Here is a 25061-nt window from a genome sequence, read left to right on the forward strand (position 1 = left end):
TCTTCTGTTCGGGGGTGTCGGTCGCGGGGACGTGGACCGGAGTCGGGGCCGACGTCGGGATCGGGGCCGTGGGCCGGGTCGTCCCCGACCGTCGTCCCGGGCCACCGCCTCCCTAGTCGCGGACGTTCGTGCGGTGGAAGTCCTTGAACGAACGTGAGGGGGTCGGCCCGCGCTGTCCCTGGTAGCGCGACCCGTACACCGAGGACCCGTACGGGAACTCGGCCGGCGACGACAGCCGGAACATGCACAGCTGGCCGATCTTCATCCCCGGCCACAACTTGATCGGCAGGGTCGCGACGTTGGACAGCTCCAGCGTCACATGCCCGGAGAAGCCCGGGTCGATGAACCCGGCGGTCGAGTGCGTCAGCAGCCCGAGCCGCCCCAACGAACTCTTCCCCTCCAGCCGCGACGCGACGTCGTCCGGCAACGACACGACCTCGTAGGTCGAACCGAGCGCGAACTCGCCCGGGTGCAGGATGAACGGTTCGCCCTCCGGCGGCTCGATCATCCGCGTGAGGTCGGGCTGCTCGACGGCGGGATCGATGTGCGGGTACTTGTGGTTCTCGAAGACCCGAAAGAACCGGTCGAGTCGAACGTCCACACTCGACGGCTGAACCATGGCCGGCTCGTAGGGATCGATCCGAACCCGACCGCAGTCGATCTCCGCGCGAATGTCCTTGTCCGATAGAAGCACGGGCAAAGCGTAATCGCAGCCCCCCGGATCCACCCAAACGCTCCCGCACCCACCGCCGGAACGATGCTGCGACCACACTCGACCATCCGGTAGAGTGACGGTGCAGCGCTCCAAGGAGCCCTGTGTTGCGGGCGTAGTTTAATGGTAGAACATGAGCTTCCCAAGCTTAGAACGCGAGTTCGATTCTCGTCGCCCGCTCGTTTGATGAAGGCCCAGGTCACGGACATGATCCGAGATCTGGGCCTTCGTCGTTTCCAGGGCTCCTACGCCTCGCGTGCCAGATCCGTGCCAGATTGGCGATGATCTTGGGGCCTGGATTTCTTGATCCGCTTCGCGATCGAGTCCGCGATGGCCTGGTCCCGGCCGGCGCGGGCGTGCTGGTAGATCAGGGCTGCGCGAGAGGTGGACTGGCCCATGCGGTCCATCAGCTCGCGGAGAGTGGCGCCGGTCTCGGCGGCGAGGACGTTCCCGGTATGCCGTAGATCGTGGAAGTGGAGATCGGTCACGCCGACGTGACGGGTTCCGCGTCGCCACACCCGGGTGAAGTGCACCGGCGGAGAGCGGCGCCCTTAGGTCCGACGAAGAGCAAGCCGTCGTCCTCCTTCTCCGCAAACCACTCCACGTGCCGACGCGGGTCGAGGAGGATCGGCGCGGGGATGGTGACGGTGCGCTTGCCGGCGGCCGACTTCGGCGGGCCCGTAATGCGCTCGCCGTTGCTCATCTCGATCGCGGAGACGTCGATGCGGATGGTGCCCGCGTCGAGGTCCACGTGATCGCGGCGGAGGGCGGCGAGTTCGCCCCAGCGCAGGGAGCCGAAGGCGGCGAGGAGGACGAGAGCCCGGTAGCGCGGGCCCACACCGTCCGCGAGCGTGAAGACCTGTTCGAGGGTGAGGATCGGCCGCTCCGGAGCCTTCTCGTCGCCGCCGCCCTTGATGCGGCACGGGTTGCGGCGGATCAGGCCGTCGTCCACGGCGGTGTTCATGATCGCGCGCATGAGTCGGTACGCCTTGGCTGTGGTCGACACACCGAGGCCGCCTTCGAGCCGAGTGGCACGCCAGCGGCGTACGTCGGCCTCCTTGATCGCCGGAATGGCTGCTTTGCCGAAGGTGGGCATCAGGTGAAGGCGGAGCAGGATGCTGTACAGCTCACGTGCGCGGTCGGAGATTCGGCCGCTCCTTGATCCAGGCCATGGCGAACGTACCGAAGACCATGTCGCCGCGCGGGTCGATCCAGTCTCCGCGTCTCATCTCCGATTCGGTGTCGGTCAGCCACTTTTCGGCTGCCGTCTTGGTAGCGAAGGTCTCGTCAGCCGTGCACAGTTGGCCGTCCGGCCCGGGGTAGCGCGCCTGCCACCTCTTGGACGGAAGTTGGCGGACCGTTCCGAAGCGACGACGCCGCCCCTTGTTGTTGGGCATCAGGCTGCCTTTCCATAAGTTCGGCCGGGCTCGACAAGACCAGCGCGAATGAACGCGTCGACCGCGTCCGCCGGAATCCGGACATGGCGGCCGATCCGAATGAAGGTGATGCGTCGCTCTGCGATGAGGCGACGGACAAAGCGCTCACCGACGTTGAGCCGGTCGGCGACTTGGGGGACGGTCAGGAGCCGTCCGAGCGTGCTCTTCTGGTTCACGGGAGCAAGTCCCCTCGCAGGTCTGGACTGGTCAGGTCACGTCCTGTTGGGGCCCGGCTACGTGGGGACCTCGGCTGGTTGTCTCGACACCGTTGGGCGTTTGGTCGGTGCGAGCCGGCCTGTGGCGGCCGTTGCCGAATATTGGTCAGGTGGTGCGTTGGTCCGGGCGGATGCGCGGGAGCCCTCTCGTGCATCCGCCCGGGGTATGCGATCAGGCCGCTTCGTTGTGCACGGCGATGTGATCCAGTTCGACACAAAGGCCGTTGGCCAGGAGCGTGGCCAGGCGGTGGACCGCGTCGGCAGAGACGGGGCCAAGGTTGACCAGGCCGTCACCGTGGACGTTCACTTCCGCCTTCAACGCTCCGAAACCGTCGTGCAGGCCAGCCAGGGTGAGACGTGTGGCGAGTTCGGTCGTGGCGCTATGCGCTTTGCTCCAGCCACGGACGTAGGGGATGCCGGCGTGCAGAACCTCGGCATTCGGTGCGCAGGTTCGCGCGTTGTCAGCGGCGGGACGCATGGCGATACCTCCTTCTCAGGTGGGGTTCTTCTCGGAGGCGGCGAGAAGTTCAGCAAGCCGGGTAGCGGCTTCCGGTGTCGTGCGGCCGAGTTCGACGAACCCGTGACCGAAGGCATTGATGTCGGCACGGAGGTAGGGGAAGTGCTCGGCGAGGCCGGCGGCGATCAGGACGTCCCGCAGGGCGGCAACGGCGGCCCGCGCCTCGTACCAGGCGGTGGTATCGATGGGCGACCAGGAAGCCGCATCGTGGTCACTCATCACCCGTGCCCTCGGCAGCGGCGGACAAGTTGCGCAACGCGATCAGGAGATGAACGGTAAGTACTGCGACCGCGTCACGATCGAGGGTGGACTCCTCCGTGGGCTTGCTGAGCCACTGGTAGCGGTCCCCGGTTTCCACACCCAACCCCGGGACCACCAGGTACCCGCCGGTCGAGAGGTAGCGATACGGCACGTCCCCACGTAGGACCGTCAACGCGCCGGCGAAGAAGGGCTCACCGACCGGCGCGATGAGGAAGGCAACTTTTCGCGCCTGGTGGTCGATGACGGACGGCGGAGCCTGGGAACCGAGACGCCGGTACCAGTCGACCGCTTCGATGCCCAGTCGGTCCGCCACGATGACCGCGTCCAGGACGTGGCCGGTCGCCCACAGCCGAGGCGCCCGAGGGTACGTGGTCCCAGCCGAGGTACCGAGGGCTGCGAGCAGCAAGGCACCGGCGGATTCACTCGCCTGATGAAGCGTCATGTTCATCTCCCGAAACCCGCCGGCCGTTCCGCCGGGCATCACCACGATGCGACGGCGACACCCGTCCGAGGCAGACGGCAAGGGATGACAAGGGGTGACATGCCTTGTCACCCAGGCGCGCACCACAAGATCAACTCACCGCAAGCCTTTGACGACGCTTCGTGTGCGTGAGCATGATGGCCGGATCTGGCTCCGCTTCCGGGGAGGCGATTCGTGGTGTCGACCACCACGCCGTATCAAGCCGATCTCCTACGCGCGGCCCGAAATCACCTCGGCTGGAAGAAGCCCCGTCTCGTCTACGCTCTGCGCCAGGCCGCCGCGCAGGAAGGCCGCTCCCTGCCCACCGACACATCCCTCCTGCGAAGCATCGCCCGCTGGGAGAACGGCCAGACCTACCCCGCCGACTACGTCGAGCTGCTGGTGAAGGTCTACGGCCAGCCGGCCCATCGACTCGGGTTGGCTGACGCGCCGGCCGCTCCAGAGACCCCAGGGACGGTCTACCCGACCACCCCCACAGACAGCGTTGAAGCACTCACGGCGTTGTGGCGCACCGATCTCGCACCCGGTAGCGACATGCAGACGCTGTCCCCAGACCCAGCCGCCTGGAACGCGGCGCCGCTCGCCTGGCTCGTTTCCGGACAGCAAGAGCAGTTACCGAATTCCCGAACCCGCACCCAGGTAGGGATGTCAGACGTCGAAGCCGTCCGTGCAACGGTTGACGTCTACGCCGACTTGGACAACCGCTTCGGGGGCGGGCACGGCCGCCGAGCCTTGATCCAGTACCTGAACGGGGACGTTGCCGAATTGCTGACCGCGCGAAGCACGGAGCCGGTGGGCCGCTCCCTGTTCGGCACAGTCGCGGAAGCCACGCTTCTCGCCGGGTGGATGAGCTACGACAGCGGCCACCACGGCTTGGCCCAGCGCTACTTCATCCAAGCCCTCCGCCTGGCCCAGGCCGCCGAGGATCGCCGTCTCGCGGGAAGCGTCCTCTCCGCGATGAGCCATCAGGCCACCTACCTCGGCCGCTTCACCGAGGCAGCCAACTTGGCCCGCGCCGCCCAGCTCGGTACCACAGGCCACGCAACCCCAACCCTGACCGCACAGTTCCTCGCGATGGAGGCCCGAGCGCTCTCCCGAGTCGGCGACCACGCCGGATGCAACACAGCCTTGACCCGATCAACGACGATCTTCGAACGCACCAAACCGGGTGAAGACCCGGAGTGGATCGGCTACTTCGACCAGGCGGAGCTGTCCGCCGAACTCGGCCACTGCTTCCGCGACATGGGCCAGGCCCAGCAAGCCACCACATACGCGGAACTGTGTCTCGGCGGCACGGACGGCCGCTACGTCCGCAGCGACTTCTTCGCGACCATGGTCCTGGCCGAAGCCCACCTGACAGCCGGAGAACCCGAACTCGCCTGCCGCAGCGCCCTCACCGCACTGAAACTCGGGCAACAGCTCAAGTCCGCCCGATGTGTGACGTATCTGTCGGAATTCCGCTCGAAGTTGGCAGGGTTCGCAACCTCAGCTCCAGTTGCCGAATTCCTGGAGGAGGCCGAGAGCCACCGCCTGTGGCAGCAGACCGCGAGTTGATCCGCCCTCAGAACGGTTTCCACCCGTGCCGGTCGGCACCGGTCCGCAGGTCCGACATGCGCCGCTCGACCTCCACCGTCACCGCAGCGTTGCCGGCCATGTTCTGCGTCAGCCACACGGTCATCATCAACTCACGCATGTCCGCCAGGACCGGGTAGCCGTACCAGTTCATGACGTCGAACCCGTAGGCGTTCACGAACGCCTCGTACTCGGCGCGGCTGTGCCACCCGTACCGCTCGTAGTACATCGCGGTCAGCACCAAGTCCCACTCACGCGGCCCGAGCGCGAACCCGTCCAAGTCGATGAGGACAGCCCGCCCCGCGTCGTCGACGAGCGCGTTCCCGACGTTCGCGTCCCCATGCACGAGCCCGAAGGGAAGGACGAACTCCAGAGCGTCGTACCGCTTCCGAAGCTCCTCCGCCCGCTGCCGAAGAAACCCACGGTCCTCATCGCCCAACGCCACCGCGGCGTCGATCCGCCCCCAGGTCGCCGCCAACGGCTCCAGATACGGCAGCCCCAGCGACTCCGGCTCCTCCAACCAGTGCAACCGCCGCAGCAGCTCGGCCAACGCGACCACACCCGCGAACAGCTCCTCCTCGGCCACCAGCTCCCAGAACGTCACCACACGCCCATCAACCACGAGCGGTTGCCGCACCCGCGACATGACCCGCACCGCCGGAAACCCCACCTCGGCAAGCCACCGAGCAGCAGCCACGGTCCGCTCATGCTCATCGATTCGGTCCGCCGACCGTGCCACCCGCACCACAACCGGATCACACAACCGGAAAACAGCGTTCTCCCCAAGCCGCAGCAGAGCCGCCCCCTCAGCGCTCAGCCCGGCCACGGCACACGCCGAGCCCAACACCTCCCAAGCATGCTCCGCAGTGAACGCCCCACCGGCCCCAGACACCCCGCCATCCGCCATACCGCGAAGCTACCCGCATCCCGTGCCCTGTCGACCCACCAACGGTGCCCAATCAACCATTGCCGAATTTGGCTCTACTGGATTCAAGGGCGCCGCGCTTCGCGCGCCGCATGGGGTCACGCCGCGCGTGCGGCGTGACCGCCGGTCACGGCGTCGCCCCATGCGCACGTTCCGTCATCGAAAGGCGCAAGGACTTGCGATCAACATCTCCCCTGATTCTCAATGCCCCTCATCGCCATGAATCGATCATTTCTCGATTAGACAAGCCAATATCTGATCGATTCACGTCTATATCGCGATCAAAATTACAACCCGCCATAACCATGTATGCTAACCAAATGAACAATGAGCATCCCGTAGGATTTTGGAGCTACACCCATCGCGATGACGAATTGGACGATGGCCGAATCCGCCGCCTTGCCCAGTCAATCGGCGACGAGTTCGAGATCATCACAGGCGAAGAACTGAAAGTTTTCGTAGACAAGAAATCAATTGAGTGGGGTGATGGGTGGCGCATTCGAATTGACACCGCACTTACGAGTAGTACGTTTCTCATCCCCATCATTACTCCAAGATATTTCAAAAGCCAGCAATGTAGGCGAGAAATCATCACATTTGCCGGACATGCAGCCAGTCTGGGGTTGGACGAGCTGCTTCTTCCTATCCACTACGTAAATGTGCCAGAATTGACTGACAATAAGGATGAAGATGAAGTCATAGCACTCATTCGCAAGCGCCAATGGGTTGACTGGCGAGAGCTTCGCCTAGAGGATGAAAAGTCCCCGGAATATCGGAAGGCAATTAATCAACTAGCTGCACGGCTAAGTAAAATCTTGGAGGAGTCGGCGTCCGTTGAAGCTCCACCTCCCGTTGATCTCGCCAGCGAGGATGACGGCCCGGGGTTTGTCGAGATTATGGCGACAGCCGAGGCGGCTATGCCGCGTTGGGTCGAAACTCTCCAGTCGCTGACAGACGTCATGACACTCGTCGGATCAGAAATGAACTGGGCGAGCCAATCATTCACGGAATCAGATTCCAGAAATGCTGGCTTTGCCGGACGGCTTCGTATCTCACAGGAGCTCGCCAAGCGACTCGATGGCCCCGCGCAGGAAATGTTGACGCTGGGCTCCAAGTACTCGACCGAACTAATCGACATCGACCCTGCCATTATCAGCATCATCCGATATGCGGCAGAAAATAAATTGAATAAGGAAGACAAGCAATCTTTTCGCGAGTTCTTCGAAATTCTTGCAGGATTGATTGCGGCTACTCGCGCCAACGCTCCACATATGCAAGCTTTCGCAGAAGGGGCACGTAGCACCGCCCAATCAAGCCGGTACATCCGGCCTGTCATGAATATCCTGCAAGCAGCCATCCAGCATGTAATCGATGGCCAGACCATCATCGAGGAATGGGATCGACTTCTGAAAGACGTAGATGACGATCCCGAATCCCCTGACGAAGACGTAGATGAATAGACCGCAGGGCGTCACCCAGTTCCTGGCACAATTGCGGGAATGGGGCTCTGCCCCGGACCTGGCCCTCTCTCGGAGGGCGGTCCGGGCATGGCCACTGCGGTTCATGGGTGGTCTTGGGGCCTAGGCGTTCCCTCCTCGATCGGGCACCGGAGGCGTACCCGGAACCCCAGAGAGGCGCAACGGCAGAGCGCAAGCGTCACGTTGTGAGCCGTTGCGCCCCTCCGGGAACCCGGGTCCGTGTAGGCATGCCCGATCGAGGAGGGAACCCCCAGACAGACCACCCACTTGTGGAGCGGGGCAAGCCCAACTTGCGCACTGAATGCGAACCGAAATGGGGCGCGGCTCACGGATTCTCGCGGGCGCTTAGGCAAAGAGCGAATGCCTCGCCGCCGGTGAGCGGTTGCGCAGGTCGACTCCAAGATCGCGGGCGGGTCTTCCGAGCTGGGAATCCGCTGCCGTCGCCTCGGGCGAGGCGATCTCAACAAGCGGGAGGCGTGTGCTCCTCGCCGTGCCAGATGCGTGCCAGAACGGATGGGGACTCGCGGTCATCCAGGGGTACTGACGGGCTATCGCACCAGGAGCACCAGCCAGGACGCGGCACAGGTCACGAGGCCTCTCTGCGGGCCGCTGGAACGGCGCTTCCCAAGCTTAGAACGCGAGTTCGATTCTCGTCGCCCGCTCGTGGAGTGAAGGCCCAGGTCACGGACATGATCCGCGACTTGGGCCTTCGTCGTTTCCAGGGCCCCTACGCCTCGCGTGCCAGATCCGTGCCGGATGCGCGTTGATCTTGAGGTCGACACTTCGTGATCCGCTTCGCGATCGAGTCGGCGATGGCTCTGTCCCGGCCGGCACGGGCGTGTTGGTAGATGAGCGCGGCTCGCGACGTCGACTGGCCCATGCGGTCCATCAGCTCGCGGAGGGTGGCGCCGGTCTCGGCGGCCAGGACGTTGCCCGTGTGACGCAGGTCCTGAAAGTGAAGATCGGTAACGCCGAACTGCCGGGTCTCGCGTCGCCACACTCAGGTGAAGTTGCAGCGGCGCAGGGCTGCCCCCTTCGGGCCGGCGAAGGGCAAGCCGTCTTCTTCGTTCTCCGTGAACCGCTCCACATGCCGACGCGGGTCGAGGAGGGTCGGCGCGGGGGTGGTGGCGGTGCGCTTGCCGGTGGTCGACTTCGGCGGACCCGTGATGCGCTTGCCGTTGCTCGTGTCGATGGCGGAGACGTCTCGTGCCCACGTCGGGGTGCATGTGATGGTGAAGGAGAGCGGTCGGCTCGCCCCGGCGCAGCGAATGCGCGGCGTTGGTGGGCGGTTGTGCAGGCCGACTCCGAGGTCGCGGGAGGTGTGCGCTTCTCGCCGTGCCGGATGGGTGTCGGAACCGGCGGGGGATCGCGGGTGGCAGGGGACATCGGTGGGCGATCGGGCCTTGGGGGCCGTTCAGGACGCAGGGCTGCTTGCGCATGGGGTGTTTGGGTGTGCTGTTGGGACGGTGCTGCCCCGGTTTGGCTGGGCCCAGGTCGCGGATGGGGTCCGTGGCCTGGGCCTTTGTTGTGTTGCGGGTGGGTCAGTGGAATTCGTGGATTAGTTGGATTTGGCCGACTATGTGTTTGTTGAATTCTGGGAGGTCTTCGGCTGGGACCCAGAGTTCGAGGATGGTTTTGCCGCCTGCCTGGCGGACCGGGTAGCGGATTACGTATTCGGTTTCGATTTGGAAGCGGGTTACGTAGCCGGAGCCGGAGGCGGGGACGTTCCAGTCTCGGGCGATTTTGATCGCGTAGTCCTCGTTGAGGACCGGGTAGAAGATCGGCTGGTCGGGCAGCCGGGCCGGCCACGCGGTCCAGCCGGACTCGCGTACGAGCTCCAGCTCGGCCGGTCCAGTCGGCCGCCAGAGGGTCGTCGTGGGGATGGCGTTCATGGGGTTATGGTGCGTCCGCCGGTGGGTGGGGTGGAAACGGATTTCGCAGGTGGGGCGCGCGGGCGGCGGGGTGGCGGGCGAGTGACTTCCGCCTCGATCGGGTGGGATCTGACGGGCCGTCATGGAAGTTGCCGGCGGGCGCTGCTAGCTTCCGCGGCATGGATCACCGCATAGACCCCGAATTGCTCGCGGTCCTCCCGTACCTGCCGACCGTGGACATCGCCGAGCCGGCGGCGTTTCGGGCGGCGCAGCGGGCTCGGACCCAGCCTCCGCAGCGTCCGGACGGGCTTCTGGTCGAGGATCGGGTGGTGGCCGGGGGTGTGCCGGTGCGGATCTATACGCCGACGGCCGCGGTGGAGGCGGCCGGGGCGGGTGGGGCGCTCGGGGTGCTGGTGTGGTTCCACGGCGGCGGGTTCGTGTTCGGGGACATGGACAGTACGGATGGCAGTTGTGTGGCGACCGCCCTCGAAGTGGGCTGCGTCGTGGTGAATGTGGAGTATCGGCTTGCGCCCGAGAATCCCTTTCCGGCGGGCTTCGACGATGCGTGGGCGGCGCTTCGGTGGGTGGCGGAGCATGCGTCGTCGATCGGGGCGGATGCGGGGCGGATCGCGGTCGGCGGGGTGAGCGCGGGTGGCGGGTTGGCCGCGGCTTTGGCGCTGCGGGCGCGGGACGAGGGTGGGCCGGCGCTGGTGTACCAGGTGTTGGACACGGCGGTTTTGGATGATCGGCTGGACACTCCCTCGATGCGGGAGTTCGATGCGACGCCGTTGTGGAGTCGTCCGCAGGCGGAGTTGAGTTGGCGGTACTACCTGGCGGGTGCGGAGGCGAACGCCTACGCGGCGCCGGCGCGGGCCGAGGATGTGGCGAACCTGGCGCCCGCGTACATCACGGCGAACGAGTTCGATCCGCTGCGCGATGAGGCGATCGAGTATGCGGTGAGGTTGATCCGGGCAGGTGTTCCGGTCGAGTTGCACCACCGGCCGGGGACGTTTCACGGCTCCAACGCGATTCCGTCGGCGGAGGTCTCGCGGCGGGCGCTCGAGGACATTCGGCGGGCCCTGCGGGCGGCTTTTCGGGTCGGGTGAGTCCGGGCCTGGCGGAGTGGGCGGTACGAAGGACGGGCGGCGCACGGCGGGCGGCGGGCAGTTGGTGCCTGGGCGTGGGTGCCGGGTATTTGGGGTGGGCGCCAGGTCCCCGGGGCGGGCATCGGTTGACGGCGTCGGTTGACGGCGTTGGTTGTGGGTCCCGGATGCGGCGGGTGCCGGCGGTTGGATGCCTGGGTCGAGTGCCTGGGTCGGACCTTGGCCGGCGGGACAGGCATCGGGTTACGGAGTCCGGGCTCAGGACACGGGCTCAGGACACGGGCTCAGGACATGGGCTCAGGACATGGGCACGGGCACGGGCGCGGGACATGGGCACGGGCACGGGACATGGGCACGGGGCCGAGGCACGGGTTGGGAGTCGCGGCCGGGGGTGTGGGCGAACGGCGGCGTGTCGGTGGGGCTTTGGGGCTGTGGGGACCGTTCGTCCTACGCTGGGGGCGTTCGGGACGGGCTCTGGAGGGTGTCGTTGTGATCGTTGCGTTTTCGGTGTCGCCGTTGGGTGTTGGTGAGGATGTCGGGGAGGCGGTGGCGGCTGCGGTGCGGGTGGTGCGGGCCAGCGGGCTGCCGAATCGCACCGACGCCATGTTCACCTCGATCGAGGGCGAGTGGGACGAGGTGATGGCCGTGGTCAAGGAGGCCGTCGAGGCGGTCAAGGCACACTCGAACCGGGTGAGTCTGGTGCTCAAGGCGGACATCCGCGAGGGGGTCGTCGACGGGCTGACGGCCAAGGTCGAGACGATCGAGCGCTATCTGGCGTAGGCGGGCCGGTCCGGATCGGCCGGTTGGTCGGCACTCGGGTGGTCGGGCGATTGGGTCCCGGGCGCTCAGGTAGTCGGCCTCGGGGATCGGCCGAGGGTCGCGCGTTCAGGCGGCGGTCGGCGCACTCGGGTATCCGGACGACAGGCAGCCGGGCCTTGGGAGGCGGGCGGGCGAGGGGTTGCCCGGTCACGTAGGCGGGTGGGCCCGGGGTTGGTGGTTCGCGTAGGCGGGCCGGCGGGCCGGCTATTCGGGTCGGTCGCGATATCGGTGGAGGACTGTGGGGCGGTTCGCCGGGGCGAGGTCCTGTCGGAATGAGTGGGGCGGGCTCGGGGCCGGGCTTTGGTCCCGCAGGCCGAGTCGGGTCGAACGGTCGGAGCGGTCCGTCGAGTGGCAGGGTGTGGGCCGGTCGTGTGTGCCGGCGGGTTCCGTCGCGGGTCCGTTGTCCCAGGTGAGGCAGAAGTGCCCTGAGGGCAGTTCGAGGGGCGTGCCGCGTCGGCCCGGAACGGGTTGCCCGACTCCGGGCTCGCGGCCGGTGCGTCGAACAGTTCGGCCGGGGCGGTCGCCCACTTGGTGGGGTCGATGACCCTCGATCCGATGCCCCACTCGTCTGCGGGTGACCTGCTTCGAGCGCCGCGACTCATCGGCACCGGCGGGCGACCGCGGGGCCGCGTGGTCGATCGGACGGTGCGGGGCGAGCCGTGACACGAAGCGGTCCCACGCCGCCCCGAACGCGGTGTCGGCTTTGTCGATCACGCCGAGATCCTTCACCGCGGCACCGACGCGGCCCGGCGGCCTTGGTGACGATCCGGAGGGGGCCGATCTCGGGTAGTCCGGGCGGGATTTTCGGGCTTGGAGGTGGTGCGCGAGAGGCGATGTAACGTTTCCGTTGGATCGGGCCATTCCCCTGGTGACGTCGACGAACGGGGGACATCGATGGCCGGCGGAAGCGATGCGGACTTCCGAGAGTTCGCCGCCACGCACAGCCGCAGGTTGTTCCGTACCGCGTGTCTGCTCACCTCCGGTGACTGGCACGGTGCCGAGGACCTGCTTCAGGAGACACTCGGCAAGCTCTATCCCAAGTGGCGCAGGATCGGCCGGATGGAGTGGCCGTTCGCGTACGCGCACACCACGTTGGTCCGCACCTACCTCGAACAACAGCGCCGCAAGAGTTCCGGCGAGCGCGCCACGGACAACGTGCCGGAGCGTGCGGCCCGCCCGACGGGCGATCCCGAGTTGCGGCTCACCCTGCTCGACGGCCTGGCCGAGTTGGCTCCGGGGGATCGGGCGGTGCTGGTGCTGCGCTATTGGGAGGACCGCTCGGTGGAGCAGGTCGCCGAGATGTTGCATCTGTCGGCGGGAGCGGTACGGGTTCGCTCCCATCGGGCGCTTGATCGGCTGCGCGCGGTGCTGGGCGATCAGTTGCCGGGCCTCGCCCTCGACCGCAGCTGAGTCTCCGTCGGTACCGGTGAGCACCGATGGCACCGAAGGCATACATGGACGCGCATCGGCGTGCACGGGCGTGCGTGGCTCCGCGCCAGCCGCCGGGCCCGCGTTCCGCTCACCCCTTACTGCTTCCGCATTCCTATCGAAAGGACCGGTGATCTCACCGTGCCCGCTGCCGGCTTTGGTACCAGCTCCCGGGATCCGGGACCGCACGGCCAGTACCACGACCCCGACTTCGAGCAGGCGCTGCCGGGTGCGCTGAATGCCGTGGTCGATACCTTCCCGGCGTACGACCCCGAGGTGATCCCGCGCGGCGTCGCACGCGGCAAGCGGATCCGGCGGGTACGGCGCATCCGGATCGGGGCCGCCGCGTGTGCGATGGCCGTCACCGTGGTGGGCGTCGGGGTCGTCCTCGATCGGGCGATGGAGACCGACGCGTCGGCGGCCTCGCGGCGCACGCTGCCGGACGGCGAGGGGCCCTCGGCCTGGCCGGTGACGGGAAATCAGATGATCGCCGCCCTGGAGAGCCTGCTGCCCGCCAAGGGCAAGGTCAGCGAGGTCTCCGGCGGCGGGTCGCAACTCACGCCCCAGGATCCGCCGTTGATCGGTCGCAATCCGTTCGCGCAGCTCGTCTACACCGATTCGGGCGGCTCGTCCGGGATCCGGGTGATGCTCGCCCGCCCGGCGCCCGACAGCCCGGAGAGCCGAATCGCGGACTGCGGTGCCGTCGACGAACGTAGGCCCTACGACGAGTGCACGACCCACCGGCAACCCGACGGATCGAAACTGAGCGTGGCCAAGACCGTCAAAGGCATGTCGGGCGCGCCCGGGCAACGGCACTGGCGAGTGATCCTGGACCGACCCGACGGCGGCCGGGTCTCGGTCGACGCCTTCAGCGGCGGGGCGCGGGACCAGTGGACCGGTGATAACCCGAACGGCGTCGGCGTCGGCCTGGATCCACGATTGACGGTCGACCAGCTGACCCGGATCGCGACGGACGCCCGCTGGATACGCGGGATCGACGCCCTACCGACACCGGATCGACGGGTGCTCGGCGTCCTGCAAAGCGTGCTTCCCGCCGGTACCGACATCACGGCCAAGGGCGAATCGGCGCACGGTGCGACAGTCGTGCTCCGGGACGGAAAGGGGCTGACGAACCTTTCCGCGAGCGTCCGGATGACCGCCGGGCCCCTGGAGTCCTGTGCGGGAATCGCCGATTGTCGCACCAGGACCCTGCCCGACGGCTCCACGACCTTCGCCGCCCGACAGCCCGTGGGCAATGCCGCGCCGGAGTTCGTCCAGTGGCGGGTCGCGATACGCCATCCGGACGGGCGAACGGTCCTGCTCAACGCCGGGAACAACGCCCGCCCGGAGTCGGTCGTGATCAACCACGACGACTATCCGGGGATCGTGATGGAAGCGAACCTCAGGCAGCCGAAGACATCGCGCACCGAACCGGGGCTGACTCTCGACCAGTTGGAGGCGATCGCCGCCGATCCGCGCTGGACGCGGTGAGATCCACGTAGAGGGCGCGCGGCGCGTACGGCCGGCGGGGGCCGGCGTACGCGCCGCGTCGGGGCCGGGCCGGACCGGACCGGACCGGACCGGCCGTGTACTCGCGCTCACGCCCACGCCGCCATCCACCGGGCGGACCCTCCGAAGTGCGTGAAACCCGCTGTACGGCAAGGAACTTCGTCGCGGAAGCGTTTGTGCCGGTGGGACCGTCGATGCGGTTTCCGGTTGTGCGGACACGGCGCCCTTCTAGGACCCACTAGGCCGGCCGCCCCTTCGGGGCGGCGGCCGGCCCTGGGTGCAAAACCGCCCAGGAAAACGTCACTCGGGTGGGTGATTGACGGCAACTGCCACAGCACTGTGTGCTGTTCCGTGTCCGAAGCGTGAGTGATTCAGAACGTAAGTCGGCCCCCGTCGGTGCAGCGAACACCGATGCGAGGGCCTGACCATTCAACGAGAGGAAAGCCCCCCTCGCATGGCTAATTCCCAGCGTACTGATGTCCCCGTCTCTGTCGAGAACCCCGCCGCCGCCGTGTTGGCCCAATTCGGCGGCCTCTCCGGATGGGCGTTCGAAGCCGCCATCCGGTACGAGGCCGCGCCTCCCGGCACCCCGATCTCCATCGAGACCATCCGCGAACTCCTCGGCGTGGGAACCCACATCGCCCGCCGCGTGCTCCAGGAGCTCACCGACGCCGGCATCGCGGTGGCCAAGCGCTTAAGGGACTCGGCGACCGGGCGCCTGCTCGGTCGTCTCACGGAGTGGTCCGGGCCGCGCGCGGTCCGGGGCGCTCCCGAGGCAGGTTCACCGTCCGCGCCGAAGACCCCGCCGACGGCCGGGCCGGAGCCGGATCCCGCCGTACGCGCCCTCGAACTGCTCCGCTCGCTGGCCGACGTGGACGAACGATTGGCGTTCAAGGAACGGGAGTTGCTGACCCTCGTGCCGTTCGTACAGGCCCGCTTCACGGCCGGCGCCACGGACGACGAGGTCTTCCGGGAGTTGACCGACGACCTGCCGCCGCCGAGCCGCGAGCTCAAGACCGGCCTGCTGCACTTCCGCCTCACCCGTACCCCGCCACCGCCGACGGCTCCCGTGATCCCGGCCCAGTCGCGCCGCCCGCGCCTGGTCGAGTGCGCCGACTGCGGGCGCCCCGGGCCCGACCTCGTCCCCGGCGATCTGTGCCGCCACTGCCGCAGCGGTACCGCGCCCGTTCCGCTCGACGGCTTCGCCCGCGCGAAACGGCTGATGCAACTCGCCGACCTGCCGCTGTGACCGTCGAGGAAGGAGCCATCCGAGGGAGTGGGGGTTGTCCCGGGTATTCTGGATGGGTAGCGTCCAGCATATGCAGATGAGCGAAGGCGTGGAGTGGGCGCTGCACAGCTGCCTGAACCTGGCGTGGGCCGAATCCGGTACGGCGGTGACGGCCACGAAGCTGGCCGCGTTCTACGGTCTGCCCGCCGCGTACCTGAACAAGCAGCTCCAGGCCCTCGCCCGCGCCGGCATCGTCGCCTCGACCTCCGGCCCGCGCGGCGGATTCCGGCTGGCCAAGGCCCTGAAGGACATCACCCTGATGGACGTCGTCGTCGCCATCGAGGGCCCCGACGCGGCCTTCCGCTGCCAACAAATCCTGCGCAGCGGCCCCGACGCCGACCCGACGGTCGACTACCGCACCGCGTGCGTCGTCTCGCAGGCGATGTCCCGCGCCGACCTGGCCTGGCGTCGCGAACTCGCCGCGCAGACGCTCGCCGACATCAGGGCGACGGTGGAGTCCCGCTCCCCCGACACCCCGGAGCTGACCCGGAACCGGCTGGCCGCGAAGTAGCCCCGCGCCGCCGGACGAGATCGCGCACGACGGCGAGGAAGTTGTCCCGCACCCGCGTGACCCGCGCCGGATCCCAGACCGCCCCGATCCGCCAGGAGACCGCGGCTGAGACCACATCCGAGACCGCCCCCGAAGCCGCGGCCGAGACCGCCCCCGAAGCACCATCCGAAACCCCGCCCGCCCCACCCCCGTCCCCGATCGCCGTCACCACAACCGTCGAAGACGCGATATCGGCCGCCCCCGCCGGCACCAGCGCCACCCCCACCCCCGCCGCGACCAGCGCCAACACGGTCTGGAGATCGGACGCCTCCTGAACCGGCTCCGGCCGAGCGTCGAACTCCCGCTCGAACAGCTCGATCTGCCGAACCAGCCCCGGCCCCTTCGCCCGGGTGAGCCGCACCACCGGACGCCCCCGCAACCACGCGGCGACCCCCATCGGATCCGTCGGCGGCGGATCCGCGTCCCGGGGCGCCGCGACCGCGAGCGTGTCGGTCAGCACCACCAACCGGGCCAGGTCGTCCGGCGCCGGCAGCCGTACGAAGCCGACGTCGAGGTCGCCCCCGCGGACCGCCTCGATCTGACTCGCGGAGGACATGTCCTCCAACGAGATCTCCACCCCCGGAAAGCGCCGGCGGAAGGCCGCCACGGCCTGCGGCGCGAGATCGATCCCGGACAGCCCGAACCCGACCGCCAGACTGCCCGCCTCCCCGCGCCGGAACTGCCCGGCCCGCCGGGTCAACTGGTCGGCCCGACGCACCAGTTCGCGCGCCTCCGGCAGCAGCGTGGCGCCCAGCCGGGTCGGCTCGGCGCCGTGCCGCCCTCGGGTGAACAGGGCGCCGCCGACCTCCGCCTCCAGTGTCCGGATCTGCTTGCTCAACGCGGGCTGGGTGATCGACAACCCCCGCGCCGCCACCCCGAAGGCGCCACAGTCGGCCACCGCGACCAACGCGCGCAGCAGCCGGATGTCCATGGCGGGAGTCTAGGCGGCCATCCATTCCGCCCGGTTATCGAAGCACCCCGAAGTTTCATTGGACCGGAATGCCGAGGTACGGCTGTGATGGGAGTCGGGACGACCATCAGCCACCCCACGGACAGGAGTCGTCGATGTCGACGGAGCACCTGCGCTGCGCGTCGGTACAGTTCGAGCCGCGCCCGGACGACAAGGCGTACAACCTGGCCCGCGTCGAGCACTTCACCCGCCGCGCCGCCGCCGACGGGGTACACCTCGTCGTGGTCCCCGAGATGTCCCTCCTGGGCTACTGGCACCTGCGCCGGCACCCCGTCGAGCGGCTGCGCGAACTCGCCGAGCCGGTCACCGGCCCGTCCGTCACCCATGTGAGCGAGTTGGCCGTCGCGCTGGGCGTGGCCGGTGGCCTGGGCTTCCTGGAGCGGGACGAGGTCGACGGGCGGTTGTTCAACTCGTACGCGGTCTGCCTCCCCGACGGCCGGGTGCACTGCCACCGCAAGCTGCACGCGTTCGAGCACGAGGCCGTCTCCAGCGGCGACCAGTACACCGTCTTCGACACCCCGTGGGGCATCCGGGTCGGCATCCTCGTCTGCTGGGACAACAACCTCGTCGAGAACGTGCGGGCCACCGCCCTGCTCGGCGCCTCGATCCTGGTGGCACCACACCAGACCGGCGGTACCGACTCGCGCAGTCCGCACGGGATGCGGCCGATCCCGCCGGCCGTGTGGGAGAACCGCCACCGGGACCCGGCCGCCGTCGAGGCCGCGTTTCGCGGCGACAGCGGCCGGGGGTGGTTGCTGCGCTGGCTGCCCTCGCGGGCCCACGACAACGGCCTGGCCCTGATCTTCAGCAACGGGGTGGGGCGCGACGACGACGAGGTCCGCACCGGCAACGCGATGATCCTCGACCCGTACGGCCGCATCCTCGCCGAGACCTGGGCCGCGGCGGACACGATGGTCACCGCGGACGTCGACCTGTCGCTGATCCCGCTGTCCACCGGCCGCCGCTGGCTCAAGGGCCGCCGCCCCGACCTGTACGGCGTCCTCACCCACCACTTCGGCGACGAACGCGACGCCAGGACCGCCCGCTTCTCGCCGGACCCGGCGGCGGTGGCCCCCACGGTGCTCCCGGACTGAAATCCGCAGCCGGCTCAGCCCTCGGTCAACCCGACGAGTTTGCCGACCGCACGGCCGAGTTCCATGTCGGTGTGCGCGCGGCGGATGTCGTCGAGGCCGTAGGTGTGGATCGGCCCGAGGCTGATCCGCCCGGCGGCGATCTCGTCGAGGTGGTGCTGCAACACGTCGGCGGGCAGGTCACCGCTCTCACCGCCGTAGGCGGTCAGCCGAACCCCCTTCGGGAGGTAGCCGATCGGATAGAAGTCGGGCACGATCCACTCGTTGGACAACATCCCGGTGAAGCACACCGTCCCGTGCACCCGGGTGGCGGCGAGGGTGTCCGGCAGGGTCGGCGTCCCGACCAACTCCAGTGCCGCGTCGACGCCTTCGGGATACAGCGCGCGTACGGCGGCGGCGACGGCACCGTCGTCGACCAGGACGTGGTCCACCCCCTGGGCCCGCAGCACCTCGACGTTTCCGGGTCGGCGCGTGGTCGCGAGCACGGTGGCGCCGATCCCCTTGGCCAACGCCGCCGCGGCCAGGCCGACGGAGGAGGTCCCGCCGCGAATCAGCAGGCTCTGCCCGGCGCGCAGGTCCAGCCCGGTGGTCAACGAGCCGTACGCCGTCTGCAACGTCTCCGGAACCGCGCCGATCACGTCCCAGGGCAGATCCGACACGAACCCGATCACCTGGTCCACGGGTACGAGCGTGTACTGCGCATAGCCCCCGTCGTAGGTCCGCCCCATGTTGCCCATCATGGTGACCACCTGCCGCCCGACCACGAGCCCGCTCTCGGCATCGGCCGGATCCAGCGCGTCCACGACCCCGACCGCCTCGATCCCCGGCACCCGGGGGAACGTCACGCCTTCGGCCAGGCCGAGCCGGGTGTGCAGCTCCGAGCGGTTCAGCCCGAACGCCTTCACCGCGATCCGCACCCACCCCGGCCGCACCTCGGGCACGGCCGGGTCCCGCAGCACCAGGTTCTCCACCGGTCCGGGTCCGGTCAGCACCACGGCCCGCATCGTCGCGGCCACGTCCACCTCCATGGCAAAGGATCAAGACACAACGTCGCAGGCGTAACGGGGCGCGGGGATCCCGGCATTCCGTGAGCGACGGCGCGTCGACCATGCGCCACTCGGCCGCCGGCCGGTCGACCGCCGAGCGTGCGCGGCCCCGGGTTCCGCTCGGGCGCGACCGCAGTCCGGGCGGCCGGGTATGCCCGGGCCTGTGCCGGCGCGAGGGTGTGGAGGAGGAAGCCGCGCAGGAGCATGCCGCCGCGCCCGACCCGCTCGGGCTCGACCCGACCGGCCCGGTGGCGCGGTTCGACCCGGCCGCTCTCGGTGATCGAGCAGGCGAACGCCCCGGGCGGCGGTGCGGCCGTCGCCGTCCGGGCAGCCGGATTCGTGCCCCCGGCGATGTGCGCCGCCCGCTGCCCAGCGCTCGTCCGGGCCCGGTAGGCCGGGTCACGTCGGCCGCCCCCGCGAACGGCGCACGACGAGGGCGCCGACCGTGTCGGGCGCTACGTCGTGCGCCGGGCACACCGGTACCGCGACGACGTGCCGGACGCGCCCGCGACGCCGTGGCGTGGTGGGCGGGCGGCCCGACCGCGGGCACGGTCACGGTCGCGGGTGGAGCGGCTCGACGGGCCGGGCGACCCGATTCCGGTGCGGGACGCCCGGATCCGACTCAGCTGAACGTGTCGCTGACCGCGTTGACGCCGGCCGTCACGAAGTGGTCGACCAGCTCGGAGAGCGAGGACGCGACCTGCGTGCCGGACAACATCACACCGGCCACGAACGCCAGGATCAGGCCCAGGAGCTTGTAGCCCTTGTGCGTGACCATGTAGAAGAGGATGAAGATGATCAGGATCGGGACCCCGACGGTCACCCCTCGACCGACACTGCTCGTCTCGGTCGCCACCGCCTGGAAGTTGACGATGGATTCGGGCGCGGCAGCGGCCACGGCGCTCAGCGACATGTGCATGATTCCCCTCCGGTCCCGCGGACGTCCGCCGGTCCCTGTTTGCCTTGGCGTACCCGTGATATGACGGTTCGTAAGCTACTCACGTCGCCCGCACCGTCACCCGCCACCGATGGGGATGGTCGCCCCGGCCATCAGGCCGGCCAACACCCAGGCCCAGCGCATGAGTCGCACCAGGGGCCATTTGGCGCTGATGATCACGATCCAGAAGCCGGCCATCAGCCACAGGCAGAAGGCCGCCATGAAACCCGCCTCATGGGAGCAGTTCACCAGGAGCCCGGCGCCGTAGTAGGCGGCCAGGCTGGCGGGAACCAGCATGATCAGGTCGGTACCGCTGAACGGCCGGGAGGGTCCGATCATGCCGCCGGGGCCGCCCGTGAACGGCGGCGGCACCCCGGGCTTGTCCGAAGTCCCGTCCTGCGTGGCGGAATCGCCCGGCCCGCCGGGAGAGTCCCCGGGCGCGGTACCGCGGCGGACGAATCGGGCCAGACCGGACACCGGACCACTCGCGGCGGCAGGTGCCGCGTCGCCGGCGCCGACCGCCTCGGCCGCGCCCGCCGCGCCCGTCCCGGCCGCCTTGGCGGACGGTCGCCACGGCAGCTTGCGCGCGGGCGGGGCCGGAGTCGCCGGGGCCGCGGGGGTGTTGTTCCGCCCCGGATCGCGGGGTTTCATCACGTGCCGCACCGTGGGGCGCGGAGAACGGCCGGCGGCGTCGGTGCCGGGCTCGGCCGGATGTGCCCGCGCGCTCTCCGAGTACCGGGCCGAGTCGGGGCGTTCGCCGGCGCCGCGCCGCCCGGGGCGCGCGTCGGGACCGCTCCTGCGCTCCGTCGTACGCCGGGACTCGGCGGCGGCCGTCGCGTCCGCCTCGCGCTTCCGACGCTCCCGCAAGTCGCGCCGCCAGGAGGGCTCTTCGTCCTCGTGTCGAGGGCTGCGCGAGGCGCGGGCGGATCCGCGCGCGGGTTCGTCCCGGGGCGCGGGGAAGGCCGGTTCCTCGTCCTCGGGATCGGAGAGATGACGCCATCGCCGCAGGTCGCCGAGCCGAAGTCCGCGCGCCTCGGGGGGCGGTGGCGGTTCGTAGCCGCTCATCGCCTATCCACCTCCCGACTGACGTGGGCACGGCTTGCAGGACCGGCTGTGCCGGTATGCCGCCAGTATCCACGGCACCGCGATCGCGATGGCGAAGAACTCGCCGTCTCGGGCCCGGCCGCGGACGTGCAGAACGACCGCGAACAACGCGGCGGTTCCCAGGATGAGCATGGTCAGCGCGTTGGAGTGCACGATGCGCAGGGCCAGCCAGTTCGCGGACGAGGTCCGGGTCTTGACCGTGCGTTCCTTGAACTTCTTGCGCCAGTCGTCGGCCATCAGGGCCTCCGGGACCCGGAGCCGGCGGTCCACGAAAGAATCGCGAAAGCGCCGGTGGACGGCCCGAGCGGGAACGGACCGGTTCCGGTCGGTCGATCGGCGAAATACGAAGCGCGGGGCGGCCGTCGGTCACCGTCGCCGATGCCGTGTGCCACCCGGGAGGGCCAGGACATACGCGGACTCCTCTCGTCCGGTGTCACATCGCGCCCGTCGACCGGAGCCACAGCGACCCGGCGGCGGAGCTCACGGTGGTGAGATGCCGGCTCCACTCCTCTTTCCGCAGGCCGCGCCCATGGCGCGGCAAACCGTTACGTTCCATTTGACCTTGTTCAGTGTGGCCAGTGGGCGGGACAGCGTCAAGGGGCGACCGCTCGGCTGCATTGCGTAGCCCACGCGCCCGCCCCTATGAGGCATTCCCTTGCACTCTAAGGGCTCTGACGATGCGTCAGATCCCCTGCCGATGATCTTCGGCCACTGTTGAAACGCCGTCAGATCCGGTCCGCCGGAATCCGGCCCATGCGACCGGCCTTGAAGTCGTCGAACGCCTGCGCCAATTCCGCGTGGGTGTTCATCACGAACGGGCCATACCAGGCCACTTCCTCCCCGATCGGCTGCCCGCCGAGAACGATCACCTCGAGGTTGGGCTTGTTCGAATCCTGGCGTGCGTCCGCCTGGAGGTCGATCGTGTCCCCGGCGCCCAGGACCGCGAGCCGGCCGGTTTCGATCGGTCGCCGATCGGTTCCGACGGTCCCGGAACCGGAAAGGACGTACACCAGCGCGTTGTAATCCTTGCGCCACGGCAGCGAAAGTCGCGCGCCCGGGTTCAGCGAGGCGTGCAGCAGGGTGATCGGGGTGTGCGTGATGCCCGGACCGTCGAAGCCGCCGACGGAGCCGGCGATCAGCCGGACCAGGGCGCCGCCGTCGTCCGAGGCGAGCAGCTTGACGTCGCCCGCGCGGATGTCCTGGTAGCGCGGGTCGCTCATCTTCTGCACGGACGGCAGGTTGACCCACAGCTGGATGCCGTGGAAGAGCCCGCCGCTGGTCACCAGCGCCTCCGGCGGCGCCTCGATGTGCAGCAGACCGGAGCCGGCCGTCATCCACTGGGTGTCGCCGTCGGTGATCACGCCACCACCGCCGGCGGAGTCCTGGTGGACGAACTCGCCGTCCAGGAGATAGGTGACCGTCTCGAACCCCCGGTGCGGGTGCCACGGGGTGCCCTTGGGCTCGCCCGGCGCGTACTCCACCTCGCCCATCTGATCCATCATGATGAACGGGTCGAGGTAGGTCTGGTTGACGCCCGCGAAGGCGCGCCGCACGGGGAAGCCCTCACCCTCGACGCCGCTCGGGGCGGTGGTGACGGCGAGTACGGGACGCGGGCGGGCATCGAGTGCGGGCTCCGGCAGACGCGGCAGAGCCAGCGGGTTGGCAACGGTGACGGCGGGCATGGCCTGCTCCTCGAGACGAGTACGGTCCGGCTTTCCCGGTCCTTGCACGGCTCAACAGTAGTTGCCCGCTCAACATTCCCCGCGCGGAGGGTTCGACATCACCCCCTCACCCAGGGAGCCCACCCCTCCCGAAAAGTCCCTGCCTCGGCCGCGTAGCGGACGCGCATCACGGCGCAGCGCGCCGACCGACCGCGGCTGCGGAGCAGACGTGCGTCCCACGCACCCAATGCGTCCCTGCCGCCGCCACGACGGGCGCCGCTCCGTCTCAGCCCGGGCCGCGTAGCGGCCGCGCATCACGGCGCAGCGCGCCGACCGACCGCGGCTGCGGAGCAGACGTGCGCCCCCACGCACCCAATGCGCCCCTGCCGCAGCCACGACGGGCGCCGCTCCGTCTCAGCCCGGGCCGCGTAGCGGACGCGCGTCGCTCACGCACCCGAGCGGTGTTCGTCTTGGCGGCGGCAGGAGCGCATTGGGGTGCACGTCTGCTTCGCAGCCGCGGTCGGTCGACGCGCTGCGCCGTGATGCGCGTCCGCTACGCGGCCCGGGACTGGGACTAGGTGGCGTCCGTCGTAGCGGCGAGGGTGCGTTGGGGTGCACGTCTGCTTCGCAGCCGCGGTCGGTCGACGCGCTGCGCCGTGGTGCGCGTCCGCTACGCGGCCCGGGACTGGGACTGGGTGGCGTCCGTCGTGGCGGCGAGGGTGCATTGGGCTGCGCGTCTGCTCCGCAGCCGGGATCGGTCGACGCGCTGCGCCGTGATGCGCGTCCGCTACGCGGCCCGGGGCTGGGGTGGGGCCGGTGCGTGGTGTTGTGCGGCAGGCGACGGGGGCGGGCGCGGCGTGGTCGCCTGCCGGTGGCCGGCTCGGTTCGGGTTCAGGCCGGGAGGGCTCGGTTCACGCTGGGGAGGGCTCGGCCGCCGGCGAGGCGGGCGAGGGTGGTGTCCACCGAGTCCGGGGACAGGATCTGGTCCAGGGCCATGAACGCGCAGCCCGTGAGGCCCGCGGCCTCGCCCAATACGCTCGGCACGATGCGCAGTTCGCGTGTGGCCACCGCCGTGGATCGCCGGTAGACCACCTCGCGGACGCCGGCCAGCAGCGGATCGCCCGCGTCGGCGAGGTCGCCGCCCAGTACGACCACCGCCGGATTCAGCACGTTGACCACGCTCGCCAGCACCTCGCCGAGCATCCGTCCCGACTCGCGCACCAGCCGCACCGCCTCGGGCTGGCCGGCCGCCGCCAGGGCCACCACGTCGCGCACGCTGGAGACCTCGCGGCCGTCCGGGAAGCGCGCCCCGTGGGCGGCCAGCGTCTCGATCAAGTGCCGCCCGCTGGCCAGGACTTCGAGGCAATCCACGTTGCCGCACCAGCAGCGCACACCGGTGCCGCCGGCGACCGGGATGTGGCCGATCTCGCCGGCCGCGCCGAGTGCGCCCCGGTAGACCTTGCCGTCGGCCACTATTCCGGCGCCGATGCCCGTGGACGCCTTGACGAAGACCAGGTCGCCCGCGTCGGCCCGGGCCCGGTACTCGCCGAGCGCCATCACGTTCACGTCGTTGTCCACGTACACCGGTACCGGCAACCGGCGTTGCAGGGTCGGCGCTATCGCCACCCCGTCCCAACCCGGCAGCGTCGGCGCGCCCGCCGCGCGCCCGGTGTCCAGTTCGACCGGCCCGGGCACGGCGACCCCGACCCCGCGCACGCGTGCCGGGTCGAACCCCTCTTCCGCGAGCATCGTGTCGATCCAGTCCGGCAGTCCGGTGAGCACCGCGTCGGGGCCGCCCTGCGCGGCCATTCGGGTCTCCCGGCTGGCCAGCACCCGGCCGGTCAGATCGCAGACCGCGAGTTGGCCTCGGCTGCTGCCGAGCGAGGCGGCCAGTACCAGGCCGCCCTGGGGGTTGAGTTCGAGGCGGATCGGGGGGCGGCCGCCGGTGGACACGCCGTCGGCGCGTTCGGCGAGCAGTCCGGCGTCCACCAGTTCGTCGATCCGGGCCGCCACGGCGGATCGGGACAGCCCGGTGAGCCGGGCGACGTCCGCCCGGGTCTCGGCATCACCGTCACGCACCAGGCGAA

The 25061-nt window shown here is 69.3% G+C and carries 24 protein-coding genes, 2 tRNA genes and 1 pseudogene; 11 read left to right on the forward strand and 16 right to left on the reverse strand.

Annotation, left to right across the window (positions count from 1 at the left end):
- Positions 1-112: 112 nt before the first annotated feature.
- Complete coding sequence (gene dcd, locus EMA17_RS10465; RefSeq protein ID WP_020557430.1) at positions 113-694, reverse strand: dCTP deaminase; 582 nt, start codon at positions 692-694, stop codon at positions 113-115.
- A 127-nt stretch (positions 695-821) separates the two neighbouring features.
- Here dcd and EMA17_RS10470 point away from each other — a divergent pair.
- Positions 822-892 (forward strand) — tRNA-Gly (locus EMA17_RS10470).
- A gap of 65 nt (positions 893-957) precedes the next feature.
- Here EMA17_RS10470 and EMA17_RS56385 read toward each other — a convergent pair.
- The 5 genes and pseudogenes from EMA17_RS56385 to EMA17_RS10495 form a co-directional block, all read right to left on the reverse strand.
- Positions 958-2109 (reverse strand): annotated as a pseudogene (locus tag EMA17_RS56385) (site-specific integrase).
- Positions 2109-2324, reverse strand: coding sequence for a helix-turn-helix domain-containing protein (locus EMA17_RS10480; protein WP_126636614.1), 216 nt, complete (start codon positions 2322-2324; stop codon positions 2109-2111). The pseudogene EMA17_RS56385 and the gene EMA17_RS10480 overlap by 1 nt, the downstream one beginning before the upstream one ends.
- A 211-nt stretch (positions 2325-2535) precedes the next feature.
- Positions 2536-2841, reverse strand: a complete 306-nt coding sequence (locus EMA17_RS10485) for a hypothetical protein (protein WP_126636615.1) — start codon at positions 2839-2841, stop codon at positions 2536-2538.
- 15 nt (positions 2842-2856) lie between these two features.
- Complete coding sequence (locus tag EMA17_RS10490) at positions 2857-3099, reverse strand: hypothetical protein (protein WP_126636616.1); 243 nt, start codon at positions 3097-3099, stop codon at positions 2857-2859.
- On the reverse strand, positions 3092-3583 hold the full coding sequence (locus EMA17_RS10495; RefSeq protein ID WP_126636617.1) for a hypothetical protein: 492 nt from the start codon (positions 3581-3583) through the stop codon (positions 3092-3094). The genes EMA17_RS10490 and EMA17_RS10495 overlap by 8 nt, the downstream gene beginning before the upstream one ends.
- A 213-nt stretch (positions 3584-3796) precedes the next feature.
- Here EMA17_RS10495 and EMA17_RS10500 point away from each other — a divergent pair, with 213 nt between their 5' ends.
- Entirely contained in the window at positions 3797-5176 is a 1380-nt protein-coding gene (locus EMA17_RS10500; protein WP_126636618.1) for an NsdA family TPR-like regulatory protein, read from the forward strand.
- A gap of 7 nt (positions 5177-5183) precedes the next feature.
- Here the strand turns inward: EMA17_RS10500 and EMA17_RS10505 are convergent, their stop codons facing one another.
- The gene (locus EMA17_RS10505; protein WP_126636619.1) at positions 5184-6101 is read right to left on the reverse strand and encodes an aminoglycoside phosphotransferase family protein; all 918 of its coding nucleotides are present in this window, start codon (positions 6099-6101) and stop codon (positions 5184-5186) included.
- 338 nt (positions 6102-6439) lie between these two features.
- On the opposite strand from EMA17_RS10505, the gene EMA17_RS10510 reads away from it, so the two are divergent.
- Together EMA17_RS10510 and EMA17_RS51685 are read left to right on the forward strand one after the other, a co-directional pair.
- Positions 6440-7579 carry a toll/interleukin-1 receptor domain-containing protein gene (locus tag EMA17_RS10510; protein WP_126636620.1) on the forward strand — a complete coding sequence of 380 codons (1140 nt, stop codon included), beginning with the start codon at positions 6440-6442 and terminating at the stop codon, positions 7577-7579.
- Between the two features lie 619 nt (positions 7580-8198).
- Positions 8199-8259: transfer RNA gene (locus EMA17_RS51685), tRNA-Gly, on the forward strand.
- Positions 8260-8324: 65 nt separating this feature from the next.
- On the opposite strand, the gene EMA17_RS10515 is transcribed toward EMA17_RS51685, so the two are convergent.
- On the reverse strand, positions 8325-8597 hold the full coding sequence (locus EMA17_RS10515) for a site-specific integrase (protein ID WP_126636621.1): 273 nt from the start codon (positions 8595-8597) through the stop codon (positions 8325-8327).
- Between the two features lie 541 nt (positions 8598-9138).
- Positions 9139-9489, reverse strand: a complete 351-nt coding sequence (locus tag EMA17_RS10520) for a hypothetical protein (RefSeq protein ID WP_126636622.1) — start codon at positions 9487-9489, stop codon at positions 9139-9141.
- 158 nt (positions 9490-9647) lie between these two features.
- Here EMA17_RS10520 and EMA17_RS10525 point away from each other — a divergent pair, with 158 nt between their 5' ends.
- The 6 genes from EMA17_RS10525 (at position 9648) to EMA17_RS10550 (ending at position 16126) form a co-directional block, all read left to right on the forward strand.
- Positions 9648-10574 (forward strand): alpha/beta hydrolase, encoded by a 927-nt coding sequence (locus EMA17_RS10525; RefSeq protein ID WP_126636623.1) that lies wholly within the window; start codon positions 9648-9650, stop codon positions 10572-10574.
- A 486-nt stretch (positions 10575-11060) separates the two neighbouring features.
- Positions 11061-11351 carry an MTH1187 family thiamine-binding protein gene (locus EMA17_RS10530; RefSeq protein ID WP_078976209.1) on the forward strand — a complete coding sequence of 97 codons (291 nt, stop codon included), beginning with the start codon at positions 11061-11063 and terminating at the stop codon, positions 11349-11351.
- A 933-nt stretch (positions 11352-12284) separates the two neighbouring features.
- Positions 12285-12800 (forward strand): SigE family RNA polymerase sigma factor, encoded by a 516-nt coding sequence (locus tag EMA17_RS10535; protein ID WP_126636624.1) that lies wholly within the window; start codon positions 12285-12287, stop codon positions 12798-12800.
- 159 nt (positions 12801-12959) lie between these two features.
- Positions 12960-14309, forward strand: a complete 1350-nt coding sequence (locus tag EMA17_RS10540) for a hypothetical protein (protein ID WP_126636625.1) — start codon at positions 12960-12962, stop codon at positions 14307-14309.
- A gap of 472 nt (positions 14310-14781) precedes the next feature.
- Positions 14782-15576 (forward strand): hypothetical protein, encoded by a 795-nt coding sequence (locus tag EMA17_RS10545; protein ID WP_126636626.1) that lies wholly within the window; start codon positions 14782-14784, stop codon positions 15574-15576.
- A 70-nt stretch (positions 15577-15646) separates the two neighbouring features.
- A complete protein-coding gene (locus EMA17_RS10550) occupies positions 15647-16126 on the forward strand; it encodes an RrF2 family transcriptional regulator (RefSeq protein ID WP_174861334.1) in 480 nt (159 codons plus the stop codon).
- Here EMA17_RS10550 and EMA17_RS10555 read toward each other — a convergent pair.
- Positions 16056-17096 (reverse strand): LysR family transcriptional regulator, encoded by a 1041-nt coding sequence (locus EMA17_RS10555; RefSeq protein WP_126636628.1) that lies wholly within the window; start codon positions 17094-17096, stop codon positions 16056-16058. The two genes, EMA17_RS10550 and EMA17_RS10555, sit on opposite strands and share 71 nt — an antisense overlap.
- Before the next feature lie 134 nt (positions 17097-17230).
- Between EMA17_RS10555 and EMA17_RS10560 the strand changes: the two genes are divergently transcribed.
- Entirely contained in the window at positions 17231-18229 is a 999-nt protein-coding gene (locus tag EMA17_RS10560) for a nitrilase family protein (protein WP_126636629.1), read from the forward strand.
- 14 nt (positions 18230-18243) lie between these two features.
- Here the strand turns inward: EMA17_RS10560 and EMA17_RS10565 are convergent, their stop codons facing one another.
- From EMA17_RS10565 to EMA17_RS10590, 6 genes are all read right to left on the reverse strand, one after another.
- Positions 18244-19254 carry a zinc-binding dehydrogenase gene (locus EMA17_RS10565; RefSeq protein ID WP_246126569.1) on the reverse strand — a complete coding sequence of 337 codons (1011 nt, stop codon included), beginning with the start codon at positions 19252-19254 and terminating at the stop codon, positions 18244-18246.
- Between the two features lie 640 nt (positions 19255-19894).
- Entirely contained in the window at positions 19895-20191 is a 297-nt protein-coding gene (locus tag EMA17_RS10570; protein ID WP_126636630.1) for a hypothetical protein, read from the reverse strand.
- A gap of 96 nt (positions 20192-20287) precedes the next feature.
- Complete coding sequence (locus EMA17_RS10575) at positions 20288-21274, reverse strand: hypothetical protein (protein WP_126636631.1); 987 nt, start codon at positions 21272-21274, stop codon at positions 20288-20290.
- Positions 21275-21277: 3 nt separating this feature from the next.
- The gene (locus tag EMA17_RS10580) at positions 21278-21583 is read right to left on the reverse strand and encodes a hypothetical protein (RefSeq protein WP_126636632.1); all 306 of its coding nucleotides are present in this window, start codon (positions 21581-21583) and stop codon (positions 21278-21280) included.
- Positions 21584-22038: 455 nt separating this feature from the next.
- Positions 22039-22995, reverse strand: coding sequence for a pirin family protein (locus EMA17_RS10585; protein ID WP_126636633.1), 957 nt, complete (start codon positions 22993-22995; stop codon positions 22039-22041).
- Between the two features lie 870 nt (positions 22996-23865).
- On the reverse strand, positions 23866-25053 hold the full coding sequence (locus tag EMA17_RS10590) for an ROK family protein (protein WP_218042745.1): 1188 nt from the start codon (positions 25051-25053) through the stop codon (positions 23866-23868).
- Positions 25054-25061 lie beyond the last annotated feature (8 nt).

The sequence above is a fragment of the Embleya hyalina genome (assembly GCF_003967355.1).
Classification (GTDB): Bacteria; Actinomycetota; Actinomycetes; order Streptomycetales; family Streptomycetaceae; genus Embleya; species Embleya hyalina.

Coding starts and splice junctions, on each gene's coding strand:
- EMA17_RS10520 (WP_126636622.1), bottom strand. CDS start 9,489: ATGAACGCCATCCCCACGACGACCCTCTGGCGGCCGACTGGACCGGCC.
- EMA17_RS10585 (WP_126636633.1), bottom strand. CDS start 22,995: ATGCCCGCCGTCACCGTTGCCAACCCGCTGGCTCTGCCGCGTCTGCCG.
- EMA17_RS10525 (WP_126636623.1), top strand. CDS start 9,648: ATGGATCACCGCATAGACCCCGAATTGCTCGCGGTCCTCCCGTACCTG.
- EMA17_RS10570 (WP_126636630.1), bottom strand. CDS start 20,191: ATGCACATGTCGCTGAGCGCCGTGGCCGCTGCCGCGCCCGAATCCATC.
- EMA17_RS10550 (WP_174861334.1), top strand. CDS start 15,647: ATGCAGATGAGCGAAGGCGTGGAGTGGGCGCTGCACAGCTGCCTGAAC.
- EMA17_RS10535 (WP_126636624.1), top strand. CDS start 12,285: ATGGCCGGCGGAAGCGATGCGGACTTCCGAGAGTTCGCCGCCACGCAC.
- EMA17_RS10575 (WP_126636631.1), bottom strand. CDS start 21,274: ATGAGCGGCTACGAACCGCCACCGCCCCCCGAGGCGCGCGGACTTCGG.
- EMA17_RS10545 (WP_126636626.1), top strand. CDS start 14,782: ATGGCTAATTCCCAGCGTACTGATGTCCCCGTCTCTGTCGAGAACCCC.
- EMA17_RS10485 (WP_126636615.1), bottom strand. CDS start 2,841: ATGCGTCCCGCCGCTGACAACGCGCGAACCTGCGCACCGAATGCCGAG.
- EMA17_RS10510 (WP_126636620.1), top strand. CDS start 6,440: ATGAACAATGAGCATCCCGTAGGATTTTGGAGCTACACCCATCGCGAT.
- EMA17_RS10560 (WP_126636629.1), top strand. CDS start 17,231: ATGTCGACGGAGCACCTGCGCTGCGCGTCGGTACAGTTCGAGCCGCGC.
- EMA17_RS10505 (WP_126636619.1), bottom strand. CDS start 6,101: ATGGCGGATGGCGGGGTGTCTGGGGCCGGTGGGGCGTTCACTGCGGAG.
- EMA17_RS10555 (WP_126636628.1), bottom strand. CDS start 17,096: ATGGACATCCGGCTGCTGCGCGCGTTGGTCGCGGTGGCCGACTGTGGC.
- EMA17_RS10490 (WP_126636616.1), bottom strand. CDS start 3,099: ATGAGTGACCACGATGCGGCTTCCTGGTCGCCCATCGATACCACCGCC.
- EMA17_RS10565 (WP_246126569.1), bottom strand. CDS start 19,254: ATGGAGGTGGACGTGGCCGCGACGATGCGGGCCGTGGTGCTGACCGGA.
- EMA17_RS10495 (WP_126636617.1), bottom strand. CDS start 3,583: ATGACGCTTCATCAGGCGAGTGAATCCGCCGGTGCCTTGCTGCTCGCA.